The sequence below is a fragment of the Herbaspirillum lusitanum P6-12 genome (assembly GCF_000256565.1).
GTDB classification, from domain to species: Bacteria; Pseudomonadota; Gammaproteobacteria; order Burkholderiales; family Burkholderiaceae_D; genus Herbaspirillum; species Herbaspirillum lusitanum.
Map to the genome: position 1 here is coordinate 1 of NZ_AJHH01000812.1, position 19126 is coordinate 19126.

The 19126-nt window shown below is 60.7% G+C and carries 15 protein-coding genes; 9 read left to right on the forward strand and 6 right to left on the reverse strand.

Going from position 1 to position 19126, the window contains the following annotated elements:
* A partial coding sequence (locus HLUSI_RS0125960) for an ABC transporter substrate-binding protein (protein WP_157138035.1) occupies positions 1-604 on the reverse strand: 604 nt, incomplete at its 3' end.
* A 135-nt stretch (positions 605-739) separates the two neighbouring features.
* On the opposite strand from HLUSI_RS0125960, the gene HLUSI_RS33225 reads away from it, so the two are divergent.
* The 5 genes from HLUSI_RS33225 (at position 740) to HLUSI_RS0125985 (ending at position 6115) form a co-directional block, all read left to right on the forward strand.
* Positions 740-895, forward strand: coding sequence for a hypothetical protein (locus HLUSI_RS33225; RefSeq protein WP_016836702.1), 156 nt, complete (start codon positions 740-742; stop codon positions 893-895).
* A gap of 307 nt (positions 896-1202) precedes the next feature.
* A complete protein-coding gene (gene msbA / locus HLUSI_RS0125970) occupies positions 1203-2921 on the forward strand; it encodes a lipid A export permease/ATP-binding protein MsbA (protein ID WP_016836703.1) in 1719 nt (572 codons plus the stop codon).
* Between the two features lie 29 nt (positions 2922-2950).
* Positions 2951-4063: a glycosyltransferase family 9 protein gene (locus HLUSI_RS0125975; protein ID WP_016836704.1), complete on the forward strand. Its 1113-nt coding sequence runs from the start codon at positions 2951-2953 to the stop codon at positions 4061-4063.
* Positions 4060-5046: a glycosyltransferase family 8 protein gene (locus tag HLUSI_RS0125980; protein ID WP_029364047.1), complete on the forward strand. Its 987-nt coding sequence runs from the start codon at positions 4060-4062 to the stop codon at positions 5044-5046. The genes HLUSI_RS0125975 and HLUSI_RS0125980 overlap by 4 nt, the downstream gene beginning before the upstream one ends.
* Before the next feature lie 73 nt (positions 5047-5119).
* Complete coding sequence (locus HLUSI_RS0125985; protein WP_029364048.1) at positions 5120-6115, forward strand: glycosyltransferase family 8 protein; 996 nt, start codon at positions 5120-5122, stop codon at positions 6113-6115.
* A 60-nt stretch (positions 6116-6175) separates the two neighbouring features.
* Here the strand turns inward: HLUSI_RS0125985 and HLUSI_RS0125990 are convergent, their stop codons facing one another.
* Positions 6176-7318, reverse strand: coding sequence for an O-antigen ligase family protein (locus HLUSI_RS0125990; RefSeq protein WP_016836707.1), 1143 nt, complete (start codon positions 7316-7318; stop codon positions 6176-6178).
* A gap of 129 nt (positions 7319-7447) precedes the next feature.
* Positions 7448-10906, reverse strand: a complete 3459-nt coding sequence (dnaE, locus tag HLUSI_RS0125995; protein ID WP_016836708.1) for a DNA polymerase III subunit alpha — start codon at positions 10904-10906, stop codon at positions 7448-7450.
* A 216-nt stretch (positions 10907-11122) separates the two neighbouring features.
* Between dnaE and HLUSI_RS0126000 the strand changes: the two genes are divergently transcribed.
* Positions 11123-12061 carry a sulfurtransferase gene (locus HLUSI_RS0126000; protein ID WP_050977781.1) on the forward strand — a complete coding sequence of 313 codons (939 nt, stop codon included), beginning with the start codon at positions 11123-11125 and terminating at the stop codon, positions 12059-12061.
* A gap of 76 nt (positions 12062-12137) precedes the next feature.
* Here HLUSI_RS0126000 and HLUSI_RS0126005 read toward each other — a convergent pair whose 3' ends face one another.
* Entirely contained in the window at positions 12138-12713 is a 576-nt protein-coding gene (locus tag HLUSI_RS0126005) for a flavodoxin family protein (RefSeq protein ID WP_016836710.1), read from the reverse strand.
* Positions 12714-12910: 197 nt separating this feature from the next.
* Between HLUSI_RS0126005 and HLUSI_RS0126010 the strand changes: the two genes are divergently transcribed.
* Together HLUSI_RS0126010 and gluQRS are read left to right on the forward strand one after the other, a co-directional pair.
* Positions 12911-13843, forward strand: coding sequence for a LysR family transcriptional regulator (locus tag HLUSI_RS0126010; protein WP_016836711.1), 933 nt, complete (start codon positions 12911-12913; stop codon positions 13841-13843).
* Complete coding sequence (gluQRS, locus tag HLUSI_RS0126015) at positions 13836-14729, forward strand: tRNA glutamyl-Q(34) synthetase GluQRS (protein ID WP_029364051.1); 894 nt, start codon at positions 13836-13838, stop codon at positions 14727-14729. Before HLUSI_RS0126010 ends, gluQRS begins: the two co-directional genes overlap by 8 nt.
* Here the strand turns inward: gluQRS and HLUSI_RS0126020 are convergent, their stop codons facing one another.
* The gene (locus tag HLUSI_RS0126020; protein ID WP_016836713.1) at positions 14730-16103 is read right to left on the reverse strand and encodes a DEAD/DEAH box helicase; all 1374 of its coding nucleotides are present in this window, start codon (positions 16101-16103) and stop codon (positions 14730-14732) included.
* Between the two features lie 346 nt (positions 16104-16449).
* Positions 16450-17133, reverse strand: a complete 684-nt coding sequence (locus HLUSI_RS0126025) for a fumarylacetoacetate hydrolase family protein (protein ID WP_016836714.1) — start codon at positions 17131-17133, stop codon at positions 16450-16452.
* Between the two features lie 215 nt (positions 17134-17348).
* On the opposite strand from HLUSI_RS0126025, the gene HLUSI_RS30815 reads away from it, so the two are divergent.
* On the forward strand, positions 17349-19126 hold a 1778-nt coding region (locus HLUSI_RS30815), incomplete at its 3' end, for a tetratricopeptide repeat protein (protein WP_016836715.1).

Genomic DNA, 19126 nt, shown 5'->3' on the forward strand with positions numbered 1-19126 from the left:
CGGCCTTGATCGCCGCCTTCATGTCGCTCGCGAAGGCGTGGCCGAACGCGTAGTCGACCGTCAGCAGGAACCAGCTGTTATAGCCTTGCTCGGTCAGCACCTTGGCCAGGCCGTAGCCGTTGGTGTAACTGTTGTAGACCCATTGCGCCGAGGTCGCGGTGCACGACTTGCCGGTGAAGTCCGACGACGCCGCCGCGATCATGGCGATCTTGCCGCGCTCGGCGGCCAGCCCCTGGACCGCGAACGCCACCGACGAATTCGAGAAGTCGGCAATCATGTCGACGCCATCCTTGTCGAACCAGCCGCGCGCGATCACCGCGCCGACGTCGGCCTTGTTCTGATGGTTGCCCGACACCAGCTCGATCTTCTTGCCGGCGACCGCGCCGCCCATTTCCTCGATGGCCATTTTGGCCGCTTCGACCGAACCCAATCCGGCCAGGTCGGCGTACAAACCCGACTGGTCGTTGAGAATGCCGATCTTCACCACATCGCCGGAAAAAACACCGGGCGCCGCCTGTGCGCCGGCGAAGGCGCACGCCAGCAGCGCTGCCAGTCCGGTACGCTTCAATCCTGCCGTCCAGCCTGGGCTGGCCGCCGTTTGCATCTGCATCTCCATGTCTCTCGTCTCCTGTTTTATTTGTCTTGCCTGGGTTGTTTCGTGTTTACTATAGTGCAAATATTTTGTTCATACAATGAACAATTTGATTTTTCTTTTGCGTTCAACCATCCCTGGAGCGTCTTGGGCGCACCTTGCCTGAACCTTCCTTGCGGCGTTTCCGCCGGTTTGCCGCTGGGCGTGCAACTGGTGGCGCGCCGGGGCGCCGACCTGGCGCTACTGGAACGGGGCGGAGAAGCCGAACGCCTGTTGCGGCAAGATCGGCACATCTCCGCCTGAAACGTCATCCCGAGGCAAATACTTGCCTTGGAAGCAACGCCTCCCTTCCCCCGTTTTACATGCCCGCGCCGGTCAATTCGGCCTGCCGTTGCATTACAATGTGCGGTTTCCCCGATTTACGGTCTGAACGGGCCCATGCGGAGGAAATCAGGCCAGCCAGACAACAGCCGACCAAGCCACGAGCGCATGACTTCTCCCCTCTTGACGGTCGTCCTGTGAGTCCTGCAAACGGCTGGCTGTGGCGTGATCGCCATCGTATTTTCATCAGCAGCAATCAGTAAGGAACAACATGCTTTTGTCGCATAACATGAAGAGGCTCGCCGCCTTGCACTGGCCCCACAAGAAACGCCTTGCCATCGCGTTCCTGGCCATGATCGTCACGGCGGCCACCGAACCGGTGGTGCCTTACATCTTCCAGGTGCTGCTGGACAAGGGCTTCGTCGGCAAACCGGCTTTCTCGCTGTGGCTGGTGCCGGTGGCGGTGATCGGCATCTTCTTCATCCGCGGCATCGCGACGTTCACCAGCTCCTACATGATGACCTGGGTGTCGACACGCATCCTCAATGAATTGCGGCGCCAGATGTTTGCGCGCATGCTCGACCTGCCGATCAATTTTTACGCCACCAATACGGTCGGCAAAGTGATCAATTCGATGATGTTCGAAGTGCAGCAGATCATCGACATGGTGACCAAGGTATTCACCTCCATCGTGCGCTCGGCGCTGACCGTGCTGGGTCTGCTGGCCTGGCTGCTGTACCTCAACTGGATGCTCACCATCGTCACGCTGGTGCTGCTGCCGCTGGTGAGCATCGTCGTGCGCACCACCGGCAAGCGCCTCAAGAAGCTCAATCGCGATTCGCTCGCGGTCAACGCCGAGCTGACCCAGGTCATCGAAGAAACCACGCGCGCCCAGCAGGTCATCAAGGTCTTCGGCGGCCATGAATACGAAAAAGGCCGCTTCCACGATCGCGCCGAAAACCTGCGCCGCTACACCATGCGCATGACCACGGCATTTTCGGCCACGGTCCCCATTACGCAGTTGATGACCGCCTGCGCGGTGGCAGTCGTGATCGTGATGGCGCTGATCCAGTCCGGCAACGGCCAGATCACTGTCGGCGGCTTCGTCTCCTTCCTCACTGCGATGCTGATGCTGCTGGCGCCGCTCAAGCAACTGGCGGAAATCAACGGCCCCCTGCAACGCGGCATGGCGGCCGCCGAAGAAGTCTACAACCTGATCGACAAGACGACCGAACGCACCGGCGGCGAAACACTGAGCGCGCGCAGCACCGGCAAGCTCGACCTCGTCGACGTCGAGTTCTCTTATCCCGGCCATACCCAATTGGCGCTGCAGAAGATCAACCTGAACGTGCAACCGGGCGAAACCATCGCCTTCGTCGGCATGTCCGGCGGCGGCAAATCGACGCTGGTGAGCCTGATCCCCGGCTTCTATTCCGCCACCGGCGGTCAGATCCTGCTGGACGGCAAACCGATCGAATCGATTTCGCTGACCAGCCTGCGCAGCCAGATCGCCATGGTCAGCCAGAACACCGTGCTGTTCGACGACACCTTGGCCGCCAACATTGCCTACGGCGACGCTCAGCCAGATCCGCAACGCATACGCGCAGCGGTGGTGGCGGCGCATCTGACCGATGTCGTCGAAGGCATGCCGGAAGGACTGGAAACCCGCATCGGCGACAACGGTTCGCGCCTGTCGGGCGGCCAGCGCCAGCGCGTGGCCATTGCGCGGGCGATCTACAAGGATGCCCCCATCCTGATCCTGGACGAAGCAACCTCGGCGCTGGATACCGAATCCGAACGCGCCGTCCAGGCCGCGCTGGATCAACTGATGGAAGGCCGCACCACTTTCGTCATCGCCCACCGCCTGTCGACCATCGAACGCGCCGACCGCATCGTGGTGCTGTCGCACGGCCAGATCGTCGAAGTCGGCAACCATCAGCAGTTGCTGGCCAACGAGAGCGTCTACGCCAATCTCTACCGCCTGCAGTTCTCCCAACAAGCCGATTGACTCCGCTTAGACAACAACAAACGTCAACCATGCCCCAGACACTGATCCCGCCAGCGCTGCTGAAAAAGTCGGACAAGATCCTGTTCATCGCTCACCTGGCGCTGGGCGATTTCACTTACCTGCAGAATTTCTTCCAGGCCTTCGCGCGCGCCAACCCGCACCTGAAAGTCCATCTCTGGGTCGATGAAGTGCGCCGCACCAGCGATCCTGCGCAATGGAAGCATCTGGAAAAATATTCGCTCTACGACTGGGTCGCGGCTTGCCCGTTCTTCGACAAGATCTATACCCGCACCTACAGCCCGGCGCTGTACCAGGAATCGATCGAAGAAGCACAGCGCGAGCACTACCCCATCGTGGTATCGCTGGCGACGTTGCGGCCGCACCTGTACGCCGGGCTGGCGCGCAGCATCAGTCCGGACGGGCTGGTGATCGGCATGAAGAAACGCGTCAAGTTTTACCAGCCGCATCACCAGCTGGCCTACCGCAAGCTCAATGCTTCGATTCCGCCGTACAGTGTCGACCGCGCGAATCCGCAACACATCAGCGACGTCTATGCGCACTGGTTCAACCAGCTCAGCGGCTTGGAAGTTGCGACCGCCGAACGCTTTCCCTTCGTCGATATTCCGCAGCAGTGGCGCGACTATGCACAGGAGAAATTGACATCCTGGGGATTCAAAACGGCGGATGGCAACACCGGCAAGCTGGTGTTCATCAATCCCTACGCCAAGACCAAAAAGCGCTGCTGGCCGCTGGAGCATGTGGCCGAACTGATCATCGCGATGAAGAAGCTGGAGGCCTGGCGCGACAGCAGCTTCATCGTCAACGCGGTGCCGCAGGAGCTGGAACACGCACGCGCCGTGATCAGCGGCTACCAGCTGGAGCACACCGAACTGTTCAGCGCCGAGGAGAACTTCTTTCAGCTGCCGGCCATCCTGGAACGCTGCGACCTGATCATTTCGGTAGAAACCGCGGTGATGCACCTGGCCAATGCCGTGCACGTACCCGTGATCGCGCTGATGCGTCAGAAAAACCCGGAATGGGTGCCGATCGATCGCGCCAACAGCACCGTCATCACCGCCCCCAACCGCCGCGACTGGGTCAAGGCCGTCACCGTTGAGCAAGTATTGAAAGCCATCCAATGAATCAATCAGCGAGTCAGCAAACTGCACCCGTGGGCAGCAACGGCAAGCCGTCCTTCCACATCGCCTTCTGCGTCGACAACAACTATTTCCGTGCGATGGGCGGCACCATCTCGTCCATCATCGACAACAATCCGGGCCAGCATTTCACGTTCCACGTGCTGGCGTTCGAGGTTTCCGATGAGCATCAGCGCCGCCTGAAAAAACTGGAAGAGATGTACCCGGTCAGCACCCAGCTGCACCTGCTCGACCTGGGTTCGTTCACGCAGTTTTCGCATTTCATCGGCCACTCGCACTACTCGTTGTCGATCTTCACGCGACTGGTGATCCCCACCGTGCTCAAGGGTCAGACCGACCGCGTGTTGTATCTTGACGCCGATATCCTGTGCGTCAACAAGCTCGATGAGCTGGTCGACATGGACATCAGCGGCGACATCGCCGTGGTCGTGCCGGACGCGCCGGTCACGCTGCAGCGCCGCGTCGCGGCACTCAAGCTGAAGCACAACGAATACTTCAACGGCGGCGTGATCTTCATCAATATCGACAAGTGGATCAGCGAAGATATCACCCAACAAACGCTGGATGCGCTGCTCGACAGCAAGACCGACATGCGCTTCAACGACCAGGACGCACTCAACATCGTCCTCAACGGCCGCGCGCGCTACATCTCGCCGCGCTGGAATTACCTGTACGACCTGATCCACGACCTCAACGTCAACAAGTTCGCGCTGCGCCCGGTCGGCAAGGCGGTGTTCGTGCACTTCGCCGGCGCCGTCAAACCCTGGACCGACTGGAGCGGCCATGACGCCCGTCACTTGTTCCGCAAGTACCTGTCGCTGACGCCATGGGCCGACATGCCGCTCGATCAGGAGCCGCGCAATACCAAGGAAATGCGCATGCACTCGCGCTTCATGTACCGCCAGGGGCGGCCGCTGGAAAGCCTGAAGTGGTATATCCGGTATCTGCGCAAGCGCGCGGCAAGGTAGTCGCGGCATCGCCCTATCGCACAGCTTGCAGACCGACAATCAAGACAGACAGAGACCGACCGGCGAATTTTTCATGCTCACATCAACAACAGACACGACGCGCGACGACGACTCCTTCCACATCGCTTTTTGCGTAGACAATCACTATTTCCGCAGCATGGGTGCGATGATCGCGTCGATCGTCGCCAACAATCCGGTACGCCGCTTCACGTTCCATGTGTTCGCCTTTTCGGTCACCGCCGATCAGGCGCGCCGCATGAAGACAATGGAACAGAACGACAAGGTCCGCGTTGTCACGCATGTGATCGAGCGTGCGCAATTCCAGGAATTCTCGGCGATGATCGCCAAGTCCTATTATTCGCTGTCGACCTTCTCGCGCCTGATCATCCCGACGATGCTCAAGGACGTCACTGATCGGGTGCTGTATCTGGATGCCGACATGCTATGCGTGGGCAACGTTGACGAGCTGGCCGCAACCGACATCAGCGATACCATTGCACTGGTGGCGCCGGACGTCGGCTGGGCCACCAAAGACGGCCGCGACGGCCGCTATTCCGTACTCAACCTGAAGAACAAGCAGTACTTCAACGCCGGCGTGCTCTACATCAACATCCCGAAGTGGGAAGAAAACAAGATCAGCGAACAGGCAATCCAGACGCTGTTGCGCGACAGTGAAAAACTCGCCTTCAATGATCAGGATGCACTCAATATCGTGCTCGACGGCAAAGCTCGTTATGTTGCGATCAAGTGGAATTACATCTACAGCATGATCGTCGATCTGAAGCGCGGCAAACTCGCCATGGACTCAGTGGGCGACGCCGTGTTCATTCACTTCGCCGGATTGATCAAACCGTGGAACGACTGGAGCGGCCATCAGGCCCGCGAGCTGTTCATGAAGTATCATCGGCTGTCGGCCTGGAGCGATGTACCATTGGACCAGGCCCCTCTGAACTACAAGGAAATGCGCATCCATTCGCGCTCGCTGTTCAGCCGCGGCAAACCCCTCCAGGGCGCCTGCTGGTATCTGGCGCATATCGCCGCCGTCATTCGCAAGAAACTCAAAAAATAAAGGCTGCGTCCCGTGAAGGATGCAGCCTTTTCCGCGCCACACCGGAGCAAGAACGCGCGTTCAGCGCTGCGCGTTTTCCTTCGCCTCTTCGCCGCGCAGCAAGCCCCATAGAATCACCGTCGAGAATGCCAGCGTCATCACGCCGGTGTTATGCGCCATGAATACTTGCGAAAAACCGAAGCAGATGTAATTGACGACCAGCATCATGCCGCCGATCGCGTAGGGTTTTGCTCGCCGGCTCGCCGTTTTGGCATGCTGCATGAACAGCCGCAAGGGAATTGCATACAGCACCAGCAGCGCGATCAGGCCCGGCAAGCCGCGTTTGGCGATGGCGTCCAGCCATTCATTGTAGACATGGTTGTTGCCTTCCATCAGCGGATCAATGCGACCAGCCGCAATTTCGGCGCTTTCCCACTTGACGAGACCGGCCTTGCCGAAGCCAAGCAGGGGACGCTCGGTCGCTGCCATGAACCCGACGCGCCACATTTCCATGCGTGTGCCCAGCGACGAATCTGCATTGCGGGTTTTCAGATAGGACAATGTCTCGCTCACCGCCAGATGCGCGCGTTCCTTGACAGCAGTACGGGGGATCGCATACGCCACGGCAATGGCAACGACCACGGCTGTGAAACCGCCCAGTACATACCGCTTGCTGACTTCTCCGCCATAGGCGCGGTACAGTATCCACAGGCAAAACGGCAATCCGACCCAACTACCACGACTGCCGGTAAACAACGAACCGAGCATGCCCATGAAGAAGCCGCACAGCAAGAAGATCACCCAATAGACTGAACTCTTCTGCTGTATGGCCCATCCCAGGCCAGCCAGGCAAAGCATGCCGACGAGTGAACTGATATTGCCGTACTGGATAGGATTGGTATGCCCGCCGGAGCGGATCATCGTACCCGCATATACGAACAGATTCTGCCAGCCGGTATACAGGCCGGCCAGGATACCGCCGATGATCAGGCCGGACCAGAACAGCGCTGGCGAAGGCGGATAGGCGCGTAGCAACAGCAAGGCAGGAACCGCAAGCAGGAACCGCAACGGTAAATCATATTCCTTGACAATTTCGCCGTGCAACAAATTCATTGCCACTGACACCACGAAATAAAAACAAAATACCGCCATGATCAGCTTGTCGTCGCGACTCACGGCAACATTCGGGTTCTTCAGCAGTACGAGGCTACCCAGTACCAACATGCCCGCACCCACCGAAAAACCGCTCGGTACAATCAGGGAAATCGCCGAATAAAGGAAGACGGCAAGAGAGGTATACCTATTCATTGAAGATACTTTCTGTTTTCTGATTTTTTACTCGAAATAGCGGAGTCAATACTCCACCACAACCGCTTCCTGCCCGAACGACTCCCGCAACGATACCTGCAAGCCATCGCTCGGCACCACCCGCCATGCATCCCCCAGCATGACTTCGCAGCCGACGCCCGATTGCACGTACTTCATCACGAACGGCAGGCCTTGCGGTTGGCGGTAGGATGACAATGTGTCGCGCAGGTGCACCGGGTCAACGCTTTTGTTGAGCGACACCACCACGCGCTGGCCGTACTGGATGCGCGCGGCGCCGATGTCCATGACTTTTTCCGCGGAGATGCGCAGGCCGCCGTTGAAGCGGTCTTCCGACACCTTGCCCTGCACGATCAGCAACTCGTCTTCCTTGAAGAAGGCCTTGTTCGGTTCGGCCAGTTCGCCGTAGACCGTGACGTCGACCGTGCCGCTGCCGTCATCGAGCGAGACGATCAGAAGCTTGCCGCGCTGGGTCATCTGGACGCGAATGCCGGTGATGATGCCGGCCAGCGAGCGCGGGTCGCGCGAGGGTTCGAGGCTGGAAATCTTGGTGCGCACGAACTGGCGCACCTCCTTTTCGTAGGCATCGAACAGATGGCCGGACAGGTAGAAACCGAGCGCGGTCTTTTCTTCGGTAAGGCGCTGCTTGTCGCTCCATGGGCGCACCTGCACGTATTCCAGCGGCGTCTCGAGATCGCTGTCGTCACCGCCGAACAGGCTGACCTGGTTGGCCGAGGCTTCCATCTGCTCGGCGTTTTCCCAGGCCAGGCCGACCGTGGCTTGCAAAATTGCGCGGTCGACGCCGAAGCAGTCGAAGGCGCCGGCGCGGATCAGCGAGTCGACCGTGCGGCGGTTGATCTGCTTCTTGTCGACGCGTTTGGCGAAGTCGAACAAATCCTTGAACGGCCCGTCCTGGCGCGCCGCGATGATGGCTTCGATGGCGCTCTGGCCGGATCCCTTGACGGCGCCCAGGCCGTAGCGGATATGCACGGCCTTCTTGCCCGGTTCGCCGACCGGGATGAAGCGGTAGTCGGACAGGTTGATGTCGGGCGGCAGCAGGCTCAGGCCGCAGACGTCGAGCGAGTCCTCGACCAGGATCTTGATCTTTTCGGTGTCATCCATGGCGAGCGACAAGTTGGCGGCCATGAACGCGGCGGGATGATGCGCCTTGAGATAAGCGGTGTGATACGACAGCAGCGCGTAGGCGGCGGCGTGCGACTTGTTGAAGCCGTAGCCGGCGAACTTTTCCATCAAGTCGAAGATTTCATCGGCTTTCTCCTGCGACAAGCCGTCCTTGGCGGCGCCTTCGCGGAAGATGTTGCGATGCTCGGCCATCTCTTCGGCTTTTTTCTTGCCCATCGCGCGGCGCAGCAAGTCGGCGCCGCCCAGCGAGTAGCCGCCGACCACCTGCGCCATCTGCATCACCTGCTCCTGATAAACCATGATGCCGTAGGTCTCCGACAGAATGCCTTCGGTGCGCGGGTCGGGATAGTCGAACTTTTCGCCGTGCTTGCGCTTGCAGAAATCGGGGATCAGGTCCATCGGACCCGGACGGTACAGCGCCACCAGCGCAATGATGTCCTCGAAACGGTCGGGCCGCGCGTCTTTCAGCATGCCTTGCATGCCGCGGCTTTCCAGCTGGAACACGGCAACCGTCTTGGCCTTGGTCAGCAAGTCGTACGAGGCGCGATCGGTCAGCGGCAACCGGGCCAGATCGAAATCGGCCATGGCCGGATCGAGCTGCTTGATGTAGCGCACCGCGCGATCGAGGATCGTCAGCGTGGTCAGGCCCAGGAAGTCGAACTTCACCAGGCCGACGGCTTCAACGTCGTCCTTGTCGTATTGCGATACCACGCCGGCGTCGCCGCCCTGCGTATACAGCGGGCAAAAATCGGTCAGCTTGCCGGGCGCGATCAGCACGCCACCGGCGTGCATGCCGATGTTGCGTGCGATGCCTTCGACCTGCTGGGCCAGACCCATCAGCTGCTTTACTTCTTCTTCGTTCTCGAGGCGCTCTTTCAGCAGCGGCTCTTCCTCGATGGCGTCGGCCAGCGTGACCAGCTTGCCCGGCTTGAACGGGATCAGTTTGGAAATGCCGTCGCAAAAGTTGTAGCCGAGATCGAGCACGCGGCCGACGTCGCGTACCGCCCCCTTGGCCGCCATGGTGCCGAAGGTGGCGATCTGCGAGACCGCCTCCTTGCCGTAGCGATCCTTCACGTACTGGATGACGCGGTCGCGCCCTTCCTGGCAAAAGTCGATGTCGAAGTCGGGCATCGATACCCGTTCAGGATTGAGGAAACGTTCGAACAGCAGGTTGTATTCAAGCGGATCCAGATCCGTGATCGACAACGCATACGCCACCAGCGAACCGGCGCCTGAACCCCGGCCGGGACCGACCGGCACGCCATTGTTCTTGGCCCACTGGATGAAGTCGGCCACGATCAGGAAGTAGCCCGGGAATTTCATCTTGATGATGGTGTCGTTCTCGAACTTCAGGCGCGCCTCGTAACGGGGACGTTCCTTCTCGCGACGAGCCTCATCGGGATACAGATGCTTGAGGCGCGCTTCCAGGCCGATCTTGGTTTCGGCCACCAGGAAGTCGTCGATGGTCATGCCGTCCGGCGTCGGGAAATTCGGCAGCTGCGGCTTGCCCAGCGTCAGCATCAGGTTGCAGCGCTTGGCGATTTCAATCGTGTTCTGCACTGCGCCCGGCAAGTCGGCGAACAACGCCGCCATCTCGGCCTGGGTCTTGAAATTCTGCTGCTCGTTGAAGCGGCGCACGCGGCGCGCATTGGCCAGGATCTCGCCTTCGGCGATGCAGGTGCGCGCTTCGTGGGCGACGAATTCGTCCTGCGACAGGAACTGGATCGGATGCGTGGCCACCACCGGTAAAGCGAGGCGCGCCGCCAAGGCGACCGACTGACGTACCTGAACTTCCATGTTGGGCTGGTTGGCGCGCTGGATTTCCACGTAGAACGCCCCCGGGAAAACCTCGCTCCAGCGCTGGGCGGCGCGCTCGGCTGCCGCCACGTTGCCGTTTTCGATGGCGATGCCGACGTCGCCGAAATGCGCGCCCGACAACGCAATCAGGCCGTTGCCTCCTTCATCGTGACGCAATTGTTCCAGCCATTCCGGACGCAGTTCAGCGCGACCGCGATGCAGGTTGGTGAGCCAGGCCCTGCTGAGCAGGTCGCACAGTTGCAGGTAACCGTGGTGATCCTTGACCAGCAACAGCAGGCGTGTGGGTTTATCGCGGTCGTCATCGTTGCTGATCCAGACGTCGCAGCCGGCGATCGGCTTGACGCCCTTGCCGCGCGCGCCCTTGTAGAACTTGACCATGCCGAACAGGTTGGCCAGGTCGGTGATCGCCAGTGCGGCCTGGCCGTCTTTGGCGGCTGCTTTGACGACGTCGTCGATGCGGACCAGGCCGTCGACGATGGAGTACTCGGAATGGAGCCGGAGATGTACGAATTGCGGTGTAGTCATAGCCCGCTATTTTACCGTGCCGTGACATGGGGTCCGTCCCGAATTTGCGTGTTGAGGGGACTTGCCGACGCCCTTCATCCGCCGTGAATTCGCCGCCGGCTTGTTTGATCTGCATCATGGCGCGCGCAGATTGCGCCCGGCGGCCATCGCAGAACCGGCGCGAGGCGTTTATAATGCTGTTAATTCAAAGACTTAGGCAATACCATCATGCAAGAAATGCAACAAACCCGCCAAGCGCAGCAAACCCGACAACCGCAAGAATCCGAGAATTCGTACGTCAACATCGCCGCGTACAAGTTCATCACCTTCAGCGACACGGTGGAACAACGTCCGGTGTTTCTGGCGTTTTGTCAAAAACACAATTTGCGCGGCACCATCATCCTGAGCCCGGAAGGCATCAACCTGTTCCTGGCCGGCACGCGCGCCGACATCGACGCCTTCCTGGCGTGGCTGCGCGCCGATGAACGCTTCGCCGACATCCAGGTCAAGGAAAGCTATTCCGAGCACCAGCCGTTCAACCGCATGCTGGTCAAGCTCAAGGCCGAGATCATCACGATGAAGCATCCGCTGATCAAGCCGGAAGAAGGCCGCGCACCCTTCGTCGACGCCGTGACGCTCAAGCGCTGGCTGGACCAGGGCCACGACGACAACGGCAAGCCGGTGGTCATGGTCGACACGCGCAACGCCTTTGAAGTCGATGTCGGCACCTTCGAGAACACCATTGATTATCGTATCAACAAGTTCACCGAGTTTCCGCAAGTCATCGCCGACCACAAGGACGAGCTCAACGACAAGACCGTGGTCACCTTTTGCACCGGCGGCATCCGCTGCGAAAAGGCCGCGATCCACATGCAGAACATCGGCTACGACAGCGTCTACCAGCTTGAGGGCGGCATCCTCAAATACTTTGAAGAAGTCGGCGGCGCACATTATCAGGGCGATTGCTTCGTGTTCGACTATCGCACCGCGCTCAATCCGCAACTGCAGGAAACCCAGACCGCGCAATGCTTCGCCTGCCGCGCCGTGGTGACGCCGCGCGAACAATTGTCGCCCGCCTATGTGCCCGGCAAGTCATGCCCGCATTGCGCGCCGGAAAAGGAAACAGTTGCGGCGGCTACTACGGCTACCGATGCAACGACGATCGCCAGCGTCTGACCTCATCCGGTTCCGGCCAACAAAAAGCCCACCTCGCGGTGGGCTTTTTGCATGGGAGCGTACAACCTGAAACGGTTTACTTCTTGAACTGCGCCGTCGTTTCGGCAACGCGTTTGCCGAACAGCTTGGCAGTTTCCAGGTCGCCCGGCAGCGGGCCTTCATCCGGCGACGAATCCGACGGGCTTTGCGCCATCAGGCCGGAGAAAGAACCGACGAAGTTGATGTCATTGCGTTGCGCCGCCTTGGAGTTGGACGGCATCAGGCCGGTGCCGACCCAGATCATGCTCTGCTGCATGCCCAGCGTGAACAGATAGTGCAGGGTCGACAGCTTGTCGCCGTTCATCGTCGCTGAATTGGTGAAACCGGCGCCGATCTTGTCTTTCCATTTTTGCGTGAACCACGGCTTGGAGGTGGCGTCGGCGAATTTCTTGAATTGCCAGGACACCGAACCCATGTAGGTCGGCGAACCGAAGATGATGGCGTCGGCGGCGTCCAGCGTAGCCCAGTCAGCGTCGGTGATGTTGCCCTCTGCGTTGATGGCGATCAGGTCGACGGTGGCGCCGGCAGCCGATGCTGCTCCCGCCTGGACGGCTTCGGCCTGTTTCTTGGTGTGGCCGTAGCCGGAGTGGTAAACAATGGCGACTTTGCTCATGTTGATTTCCTTGTTGTGTGAGTATAAACCGATGGGAAAACAGGCGAACGATGCGGCACTGCGGAGGATAACCTCTTGCCATGCGTTGTGCAGCGTTCATACAAATTTTTTGGTGCTGATTTACACTATATCCAATGGCCTGCCGCAGGATAAGCACTGCGTTTTAGACATCTCATTCAAAAAATTTAAACAAGTGCATGAACCTGACGCTGGAATCCCTGCAAATTCTCGACATGATCGACCGCAAAGGCAGCTTTGCCGCCGCTGCGGTGGTGCTGGACCGGGTGCCGTCGGCGCTGACCTACAGCGTGCGCAAGCTTGAGGATGATCTCGACGTGCTGCTGTTCGACCGCCGCGGCCACCGCGCCAAGCTGACCCCGGCCGGGCGCGAATTGCTGACCGAGGGCCGCCATCTGCTGGCTGCCGCCGACGATCTCGAGCAACGTGTCAAACGCACCGCCACCGGCCGCGAGACCGAGTTGCGCATCGTGCTCAACAGCATCATTCCGTTCGCCAACATGCTGCCGCTGATCGCCGCCTTCGACCGCGAAGGCGGCGGCACGCGCCTGCGCTTCACGCCCGGCGTGCTGTCCGGCACCTGGGACGACATGCTGGCCGGACGCGCCGACCTGGTCATCGGCGCGACGCTGGACGGTCCCGAGATCGTGCGCACCAGCGGCCGCTTCCAGACGCGCCAGTTGGGCACGATCGACTGGATATTTGCTGTGGCGCCGGACCATCCCCTGGCAGATGCGCCAGAACCGTTGTCGCCGGAGCTGGTGCGCCGGCATCGCGCAGTCGCCGTCGGCGACAGCAGCCGCAATCATCCCGGCCTGACCATGGGTCTGCTGGCCGGCCAGGAAACGCTGACCGTACCGACGGTCGCGGCCAAACTGCAGGCGCAACTGGCCGGACTCGGCTGCGGCCATTTGCCGCGCTACTGGGCTGCGCCTTACCTGGCCAGCGGCGCGCTGATCGAAAAACAAACCCAGATGAGCAAACCGCATGAAAACTTCCTGATCGCCTGGCCCAAGGCGGAGCAGGGAAAATCGCTGAAATGGTTTTTGCAGCACCTGTCGCTACCCGAAGTCCAGCGTGCGCTGCTGAGCGGCGCTCCTCCTCATGAATAATATCGAACACTACGTCGGCCGCTTTGCGCCATCCCCTTCCGGCCCCTTGCATGCCGGCTCGCTGGCCGCCGCCATGGCCAGCTATCTTGATGCGCGGGTACACGGCGGGCGCTGGCTGCTGCGCATCGAAGACATCGACGAGACGCGCACCGTGGACGGCGCCGCGCACGAAATCGAAACCGCGCTGCATACGCTGGGCATGCGCTGGGATGGTCCGGTGCTGGTGCAAAGCGAACGCAAGCAACGCTACCTCGACGCTTGCACGCGTCTGTCCGGACACGTCTATCCCTGCGGCTGCACGCGCAAGGAAATCGCCGATTCCAGCCTCGGCACCGGGGCCGACGGCGCCGCCATTTATCCCGGCACCTGCCGCCATGGACTGGCGCCCGGCAAGCAGGCGCGCACAGTGCGTTTGCGCGTGCCGGATACGGGTGAAGAAAACGAAGAGATCAGCTTCATGGATCGCTGGCTGGGCCGGCAACGCCAGCACCTGGCGACGCAAGCGGGTGATTTCGTACTGAAACGCGCCGACGGTTTTTGGGCGTATCAATTGGCGGTGGTGGTGGACGACGCCGAACAGGGTGTGACGCATGTGGTGCGCGGCGCCGATCTGCTCGGTTCAACCGCACGCCAGATTTACCTGCAGCGTTTGCTCGGCTATCCGACGCCGGCGTATCTGCATGTGCCGCTGGTGCTGCACAATGACGGCGAGAAACTGTCGAAGCAGAACGGTGCGCAGGCGCTCGACCTTGCGCGGCCATTGGAAGAGTTGCAACGGGCGGCGACATTCCTGGGCCTGGACATGACTACGGCGACCGAAGTCGCCGCATTCTGGGAGCAGGCGCTGCCTGCATGGCAGCGTCGCTTGACTACGCTGAGGTCCTGATCAGCGCTTGGGCATGCCGCCCAACAGTGCCGCCACCTTGTGCTTGGATGGCTTGCTTGCCGACTTGGTTGCGCCTGCCGCGTTGACGGAAGCATCAACCGGCGCCGGGGCAACAGTCGGTTCGTAAGGCTTCAGGAACCACGGATCAAGCTTTTCGCGACGCGCGCCGCCACCGCCGCTGCGCTGACGCGGCACGAAGCCCGTCAGTTCCGAACGCACGAACTTGATCTTGATCAGCTTTTCGATGTCGACCAGCAAGCGCTCATCCTTGTCCGAGAACAAGGAAATCGCATCGCCCGACGCGCCCGCACGGCCGGTGCGGCCGATACGGTGGACATAGTCTTCGGCGTTATAGGGCAGATCGTAGTTGATCACACAGGGCAGCTCGGCGATGTCCAGCCCGCGCGCGGCCACGTCGGTGGCCACCAGCACTTCGATCTGGCCCTGCTTGAAGGCTTCCAGCGCGGCCATGCGCTCGGACTGGGTCTTGTCACCGTGAATGGCCGAGGCCTTCACACCTTCGGCCACCAGGGTGCGCGCCAGGCGGGAAGCGCCGATCTTGGTATTGGAGAAGACGATCACCTGCTTCAGTTCGCGCTGGCGGATGATGAAGCTGACCGCATCGGCCTTGGCCGCTTCCTCGACCTTGTAGATGGTCTGGGTCACGTTTTCGGCCGTGGCATTGCTGCGCGCCACTTCGATGGTGACCGGATTGTTCTGGAAGCTGGCGGCCAGCTTCTTGATTTCCGGCGAGAAGGTCGCCGAAAACATCAGGTTCTGGCGTTGCTTCGGCAGCAGGTTGATGATGCGCTGCAGGTCCGGCAGGAAGCCCATGTCGAGCATGCGGTCGGCTTCGTCCATGACCAGGATCTGCGTTTGCGACAGGTTCACGGTCTTTTGCTGGACGTGGTCGAGCAGGCGGCCCGGCGTGGCGATGACGATTTCGACGCCGGCGCGCAGGGTCGCGGTTTGCGGCGCCATGTCAACACCGCCGAAGACCACGGTGGAACGCAGCGGCGTGAAACGGGAATAGGCTTTGACGTTGTCGGCGACCTGGTCGGCCAGTTCGCGGGTCGGCGTCAGGATCAGCGCGCGCACCGGATGGCGCGCCGGCGACATGCTGGTGCTGGCGTGGGCCAGCAACAACTGGATGATCGGCAGCGAGAAGCCGGCCGTCTTGCCGGTGCCGGTTTGCGCAGCGCCCATGACATCGCGGCCTTGCAACACGATCGGAATCGCCTGCTCCTGGATCGGCGTCGGATGGATGTAGCCCTGCGCCGTGAGCGCCTTCAGGATATCGGGAGAGAGGCCAAAGTCCTCGAAGCGGACGGCAGGCGTTTCTGGTGTTGCGGTTTCGGGCAATTGCTCAGGCATGTTTGGAGAGTGTCCTCAGGCGAACCCTGCGTGGAATCAAATGCAATGCGACACAATATTCTGCACAGAAGATTGCGGCCGACACATTCGCCAAGAGGCTCTGTAACTTTCAGTAAAAACGGATGTTTGACATATCGCGCGATGCCACTCATGCAAAATCACGCAGGAAGGACAGGAGGCTCGCGTCAAGAAATTGCCGACAGGAAATCCTCCGGCAAACCTCTATTATACGCCCCCGGCAATTTGGCTTCATGACAGTTTCATGTCGCTTTGCATCGCCGATATCAACATGGCAACACGAAGCCGAGGCCGCTCCGGCAAACGGCGCGGCCTCCATAGGGGAAAATCAGGCGATCGTGATGTTCAGGTCGACCAGCCCGTCAACGTGGCCGTGCAACTTGTCGCCCTTGACCACGGCGCCGACGCCTTCCGGCGTGCCGGTATAGATCAGGTCGCCCGGGAACAGCTCAACCAGTCCGGACAGGTAGGAAATGGTCTCCGCCACGTTCCAGATCAGGTCGGACAAATCGCCCTGCTGGCGCACTTCGCCGTTGACCTTGAGCCAGATTGCCCCCTGTTCGGGATGGCCGATCCTGGACACCGGCAGCAGCGGTGCGCACGGCGCGGAGTGATCGAAGCCCTTGCCCATATCCCAGGGGCGCGCCAGTTTCTTGGCTTCGCCCTGCAGGTCGCGGCGCGTCATGTCGAGCCCGACGGCGTAGCCGAACACCAGATCCAGCGCCTGGTCAGCCGGCACGTCGCGGCCGCCCTTACCCAGCGCGACGACCAGTTCGATCTCGTGCTGGTAGTCGTTGGTTTTGCTCGGATACGGTACGGCGCTGTCGGTCGGCACGATGGTGTCGGTCGGCTTCATGAAGAAAAACGGCGCTTCACGATTCGGATCGTGGCCCATTTCACGCGCATGCGCGGCATAGTTGCGGCCGACGCAGTAAATGCGACGCACCGGGAAAGGATCGCCGCCCACGACAGGTACGGTGGTGACGGCGGGAACGGGAATGGCGTAAGACATGCTGGAGCTCCGTGAGTATGCAGATTTCTGATGAAACGGGGATGCGGGGGACCGCAGAGGCTCTGCGAGTGTAAAAGAAAACGCCGGCCCGTGCAGGCGGCCTGCGGCGAATTCCGACATGACAGAGGATTTTTTGTGTAGCATCGGCAGACTTGACGCCTCGTTTGACGCATTGTCATGCGATCCAGCAACCGAATTCAGCAACCGACCTCACTATGCGCCCTAACCAAAATCCCGCTGCAGCAGCAGTCCAGATCCAACAAGCAGTCGCACTGCATCAGAGCGGCGAGCTCGACAAGGCCGAAGCGCTGTATACCAAGGTACTTTCCAAATTCCCCCGGCATTTCCAGGCACTGTACCTGCTCGGCATGCTCGAACTGCATCGCAAGAATTTCAAGGAAGCGCTGGACCTGATCGACGCCGCGCTGAAGATCAATCCGACCCATATCGACGCCCTGTTCGACCGCGCCACCATCCTCGAAGACACGGAGCGCTACACCGAGGCACTGCGTGGCTACGATCTGGTGCTGGCGCTGAAATCCGATTTCACCGAGGCGCTCTACCGGCGCGGCAACGTGCTGCGCGCCATGAAGCGCCACATGGAAGCGCTGGATTGCTACAAGCGCGTGCTGGCCGTCAAACCCGACCATGCGCAGGCCTGGCTCAAGCAGGGCAATTCGCTCAACGACCTGGGCCGCCTGCGCGAAGCGCTGACCTGCTACGAAAAAGCGGTCGAAACGGCACCCGAATATCCGGAAGCGCTGTTCAATTTGGCCAACACGCTCAAGGAATTCGGCCGCCTCGACGAAGCCATGGCGACTTACGACAAGGTGCTGACAATCGAACCGGATTTCGCCGAAGCGATCGCCAACCGCGCCTTCCTGCTGGTCGGACAAAACAGGCTGGAAGAAGCGCTGGCCGATTACGACCACGCCCTGCGCCTGTTGCCTGATTTCTCCGAAGCACTGTACAACCGCGCCGCGACGCTGGAAGAACTGCAGCGTTACGACGAAGCCATCGAGGCTTACAAGCGGGTGCCGCAGAACGATCCGAACTTCCAGTCGGCGTGTTGGAACACCGCCTTGGCCAACCTGAAGCTGGGCAATCTCGAAGCCGGCTGGCGCCAGTATGAACAGCGCTGGCAAACCGAACAGATGCGCAAGACCCAACGCTATTTCACCCAGCCGCTGTGGCTCGGCCAGGAATCGCTGCTGGGCAAAACCATCCTGCTGCATTCCGAACAAGGCTTCGGCGACACGCTGCAATTCGTGCGCTACGTCCCGCTGCTGGCAGAACGCGGCGCACGCGTGATCCTGCAGGTGCAACCGGCCTTGAAACTGCTGCTGGCAAAGCTCAAGGGCGTTGCCATCCTGCTGGCGACCGGCGAACAATCGCCGCCGTTCGACCTGCATTGCCCGCTGATGAGCCTGCCGCTCGCCTGCGAAACATTCACCCTGTCCGATATCCCTAACCAGACATATCTAGCCGTCGATCCGCTCAAATCAGAAAGCTGGCGCGTACGGCTGGGAGACAAACGCAAGCCGCGCATCGGCCTGGTCTGGTCCGGCAGCAATCCGCGCGCCAACAGTCCGGCGAGCAAGCGCCTCGACGCCGTACGTTCGATGCCATTCGCGACTTTGTCGCCGCTGCTGCAAAACGATGCCGTCGATTATTCCTCGCTGCAGGTCGTCGACAATGCAGTCCTGCGATTGCCCATGTATGGCGACGGCAAGCGCGTTGCCGATTACTCACGCGACTTGCGCGATTTCTCCGATACCGCCGCGCTGATCGACAACCTCGACCTGGTGATCTCGGTCGACACCGCCGTCGCCCACCTCGCCGGCGCACTCGGCAAACCGGTATGGCTGCTCAACCGCTACAACCCCGACTGGCGCTGGCTGCTCGAACGCAGCGACTCGCCGTGGTATCCGAGCATGCGGATTTTCCGCCAGAGCAAGGCCGGCGACTGGAGCACCGTCGTTAGCGCAGTTGT

Bases quoted from the DNA above. Each gene is read 5' to 3' on its own strand.
- HLUSI_RS0125990 (WP_016836707.1), bottom strand. From the start codon at position 7,318: ATGTTGGTACTGGGTAGCCTCGTACTGCTGAAGAACCCGAATGTTGCC.
- HLUSI_RS0126010 (WP_016836711.1), top strand. From the start codon at position 12,911: ATGAACCTGACGCTGGAATCCCTGCAAATTCTCGACATGATCGACCGC.
- msbA (WP_016836703.1), top strand. From the start codon at position 1,203: ATGAAGAGGCTCGCCGCCTTGCACTGGCCCCACAAGAAACGCCTTGCC.
- HLUSI_RS0125980 (WP_029364047.1), top strand. From the start codon at position 4,060: ATGAATCAATCAGCGAGTCAGCAAACTGCACCCGTGGGCAGCAACGGC.
- HLUSI_RS0126025 (WP_016836714.1), bottom strand. From the start codon at position 17,133: ATGTCTTACGCCATTCCCGTTCCCGCCGTCACCACCGTACCTGTCGTG.
- HLUSI_RS0125985 (WP_029364048.1), top strand. From the start codon at position 5,120: ATGCTCACATCAACAACAGACACGACGCGCGACGACGACTCCTTCCAC.
- gluQRS (WP_029364051.1), top strand. From the start codon at position 13,836: ATGAATAATATCGAACACTACGTCGGCCGCTTTGCGCCATCCCCTTCC.
- HLUSI_RS0126005 (WP_016836710.1), bottom strand. From the start codon at position 12,713: ATGAGCAAAGTCGCCATTGTTTACCACTCCGGCTACGGCCACACCAAG.
- HLUSI_RS0126000 (WP_050977781.1), top strand. From the start codon at position 11,123: ATGCAACAAACCCGCCAAGCGCAGCAAACCCGACAACCGCAAGAATCC.
- HLUSI_RS0125975 (WP_016836704.1), top strand. From the start codon at position 2,951: ATGCCCCAGACACTGATCCCGCCAGCGCTGCTGAAAAAGTCGGACAAG.
- HLUSI_RS0126020 (WP_016836713.1), bottom strand. From the start codon at position 16,103: ATGCCTGAGCAATTGCCCGAAACCGCAACACCAGAAACGCCTGCCGTC.
- dnaE (WP_016836708.1), bottom strand. From the start codon at position 10,906: ATGACTACACCGCAATTCGTACATCTCCGGCTCCATTCCGAGTACTCC.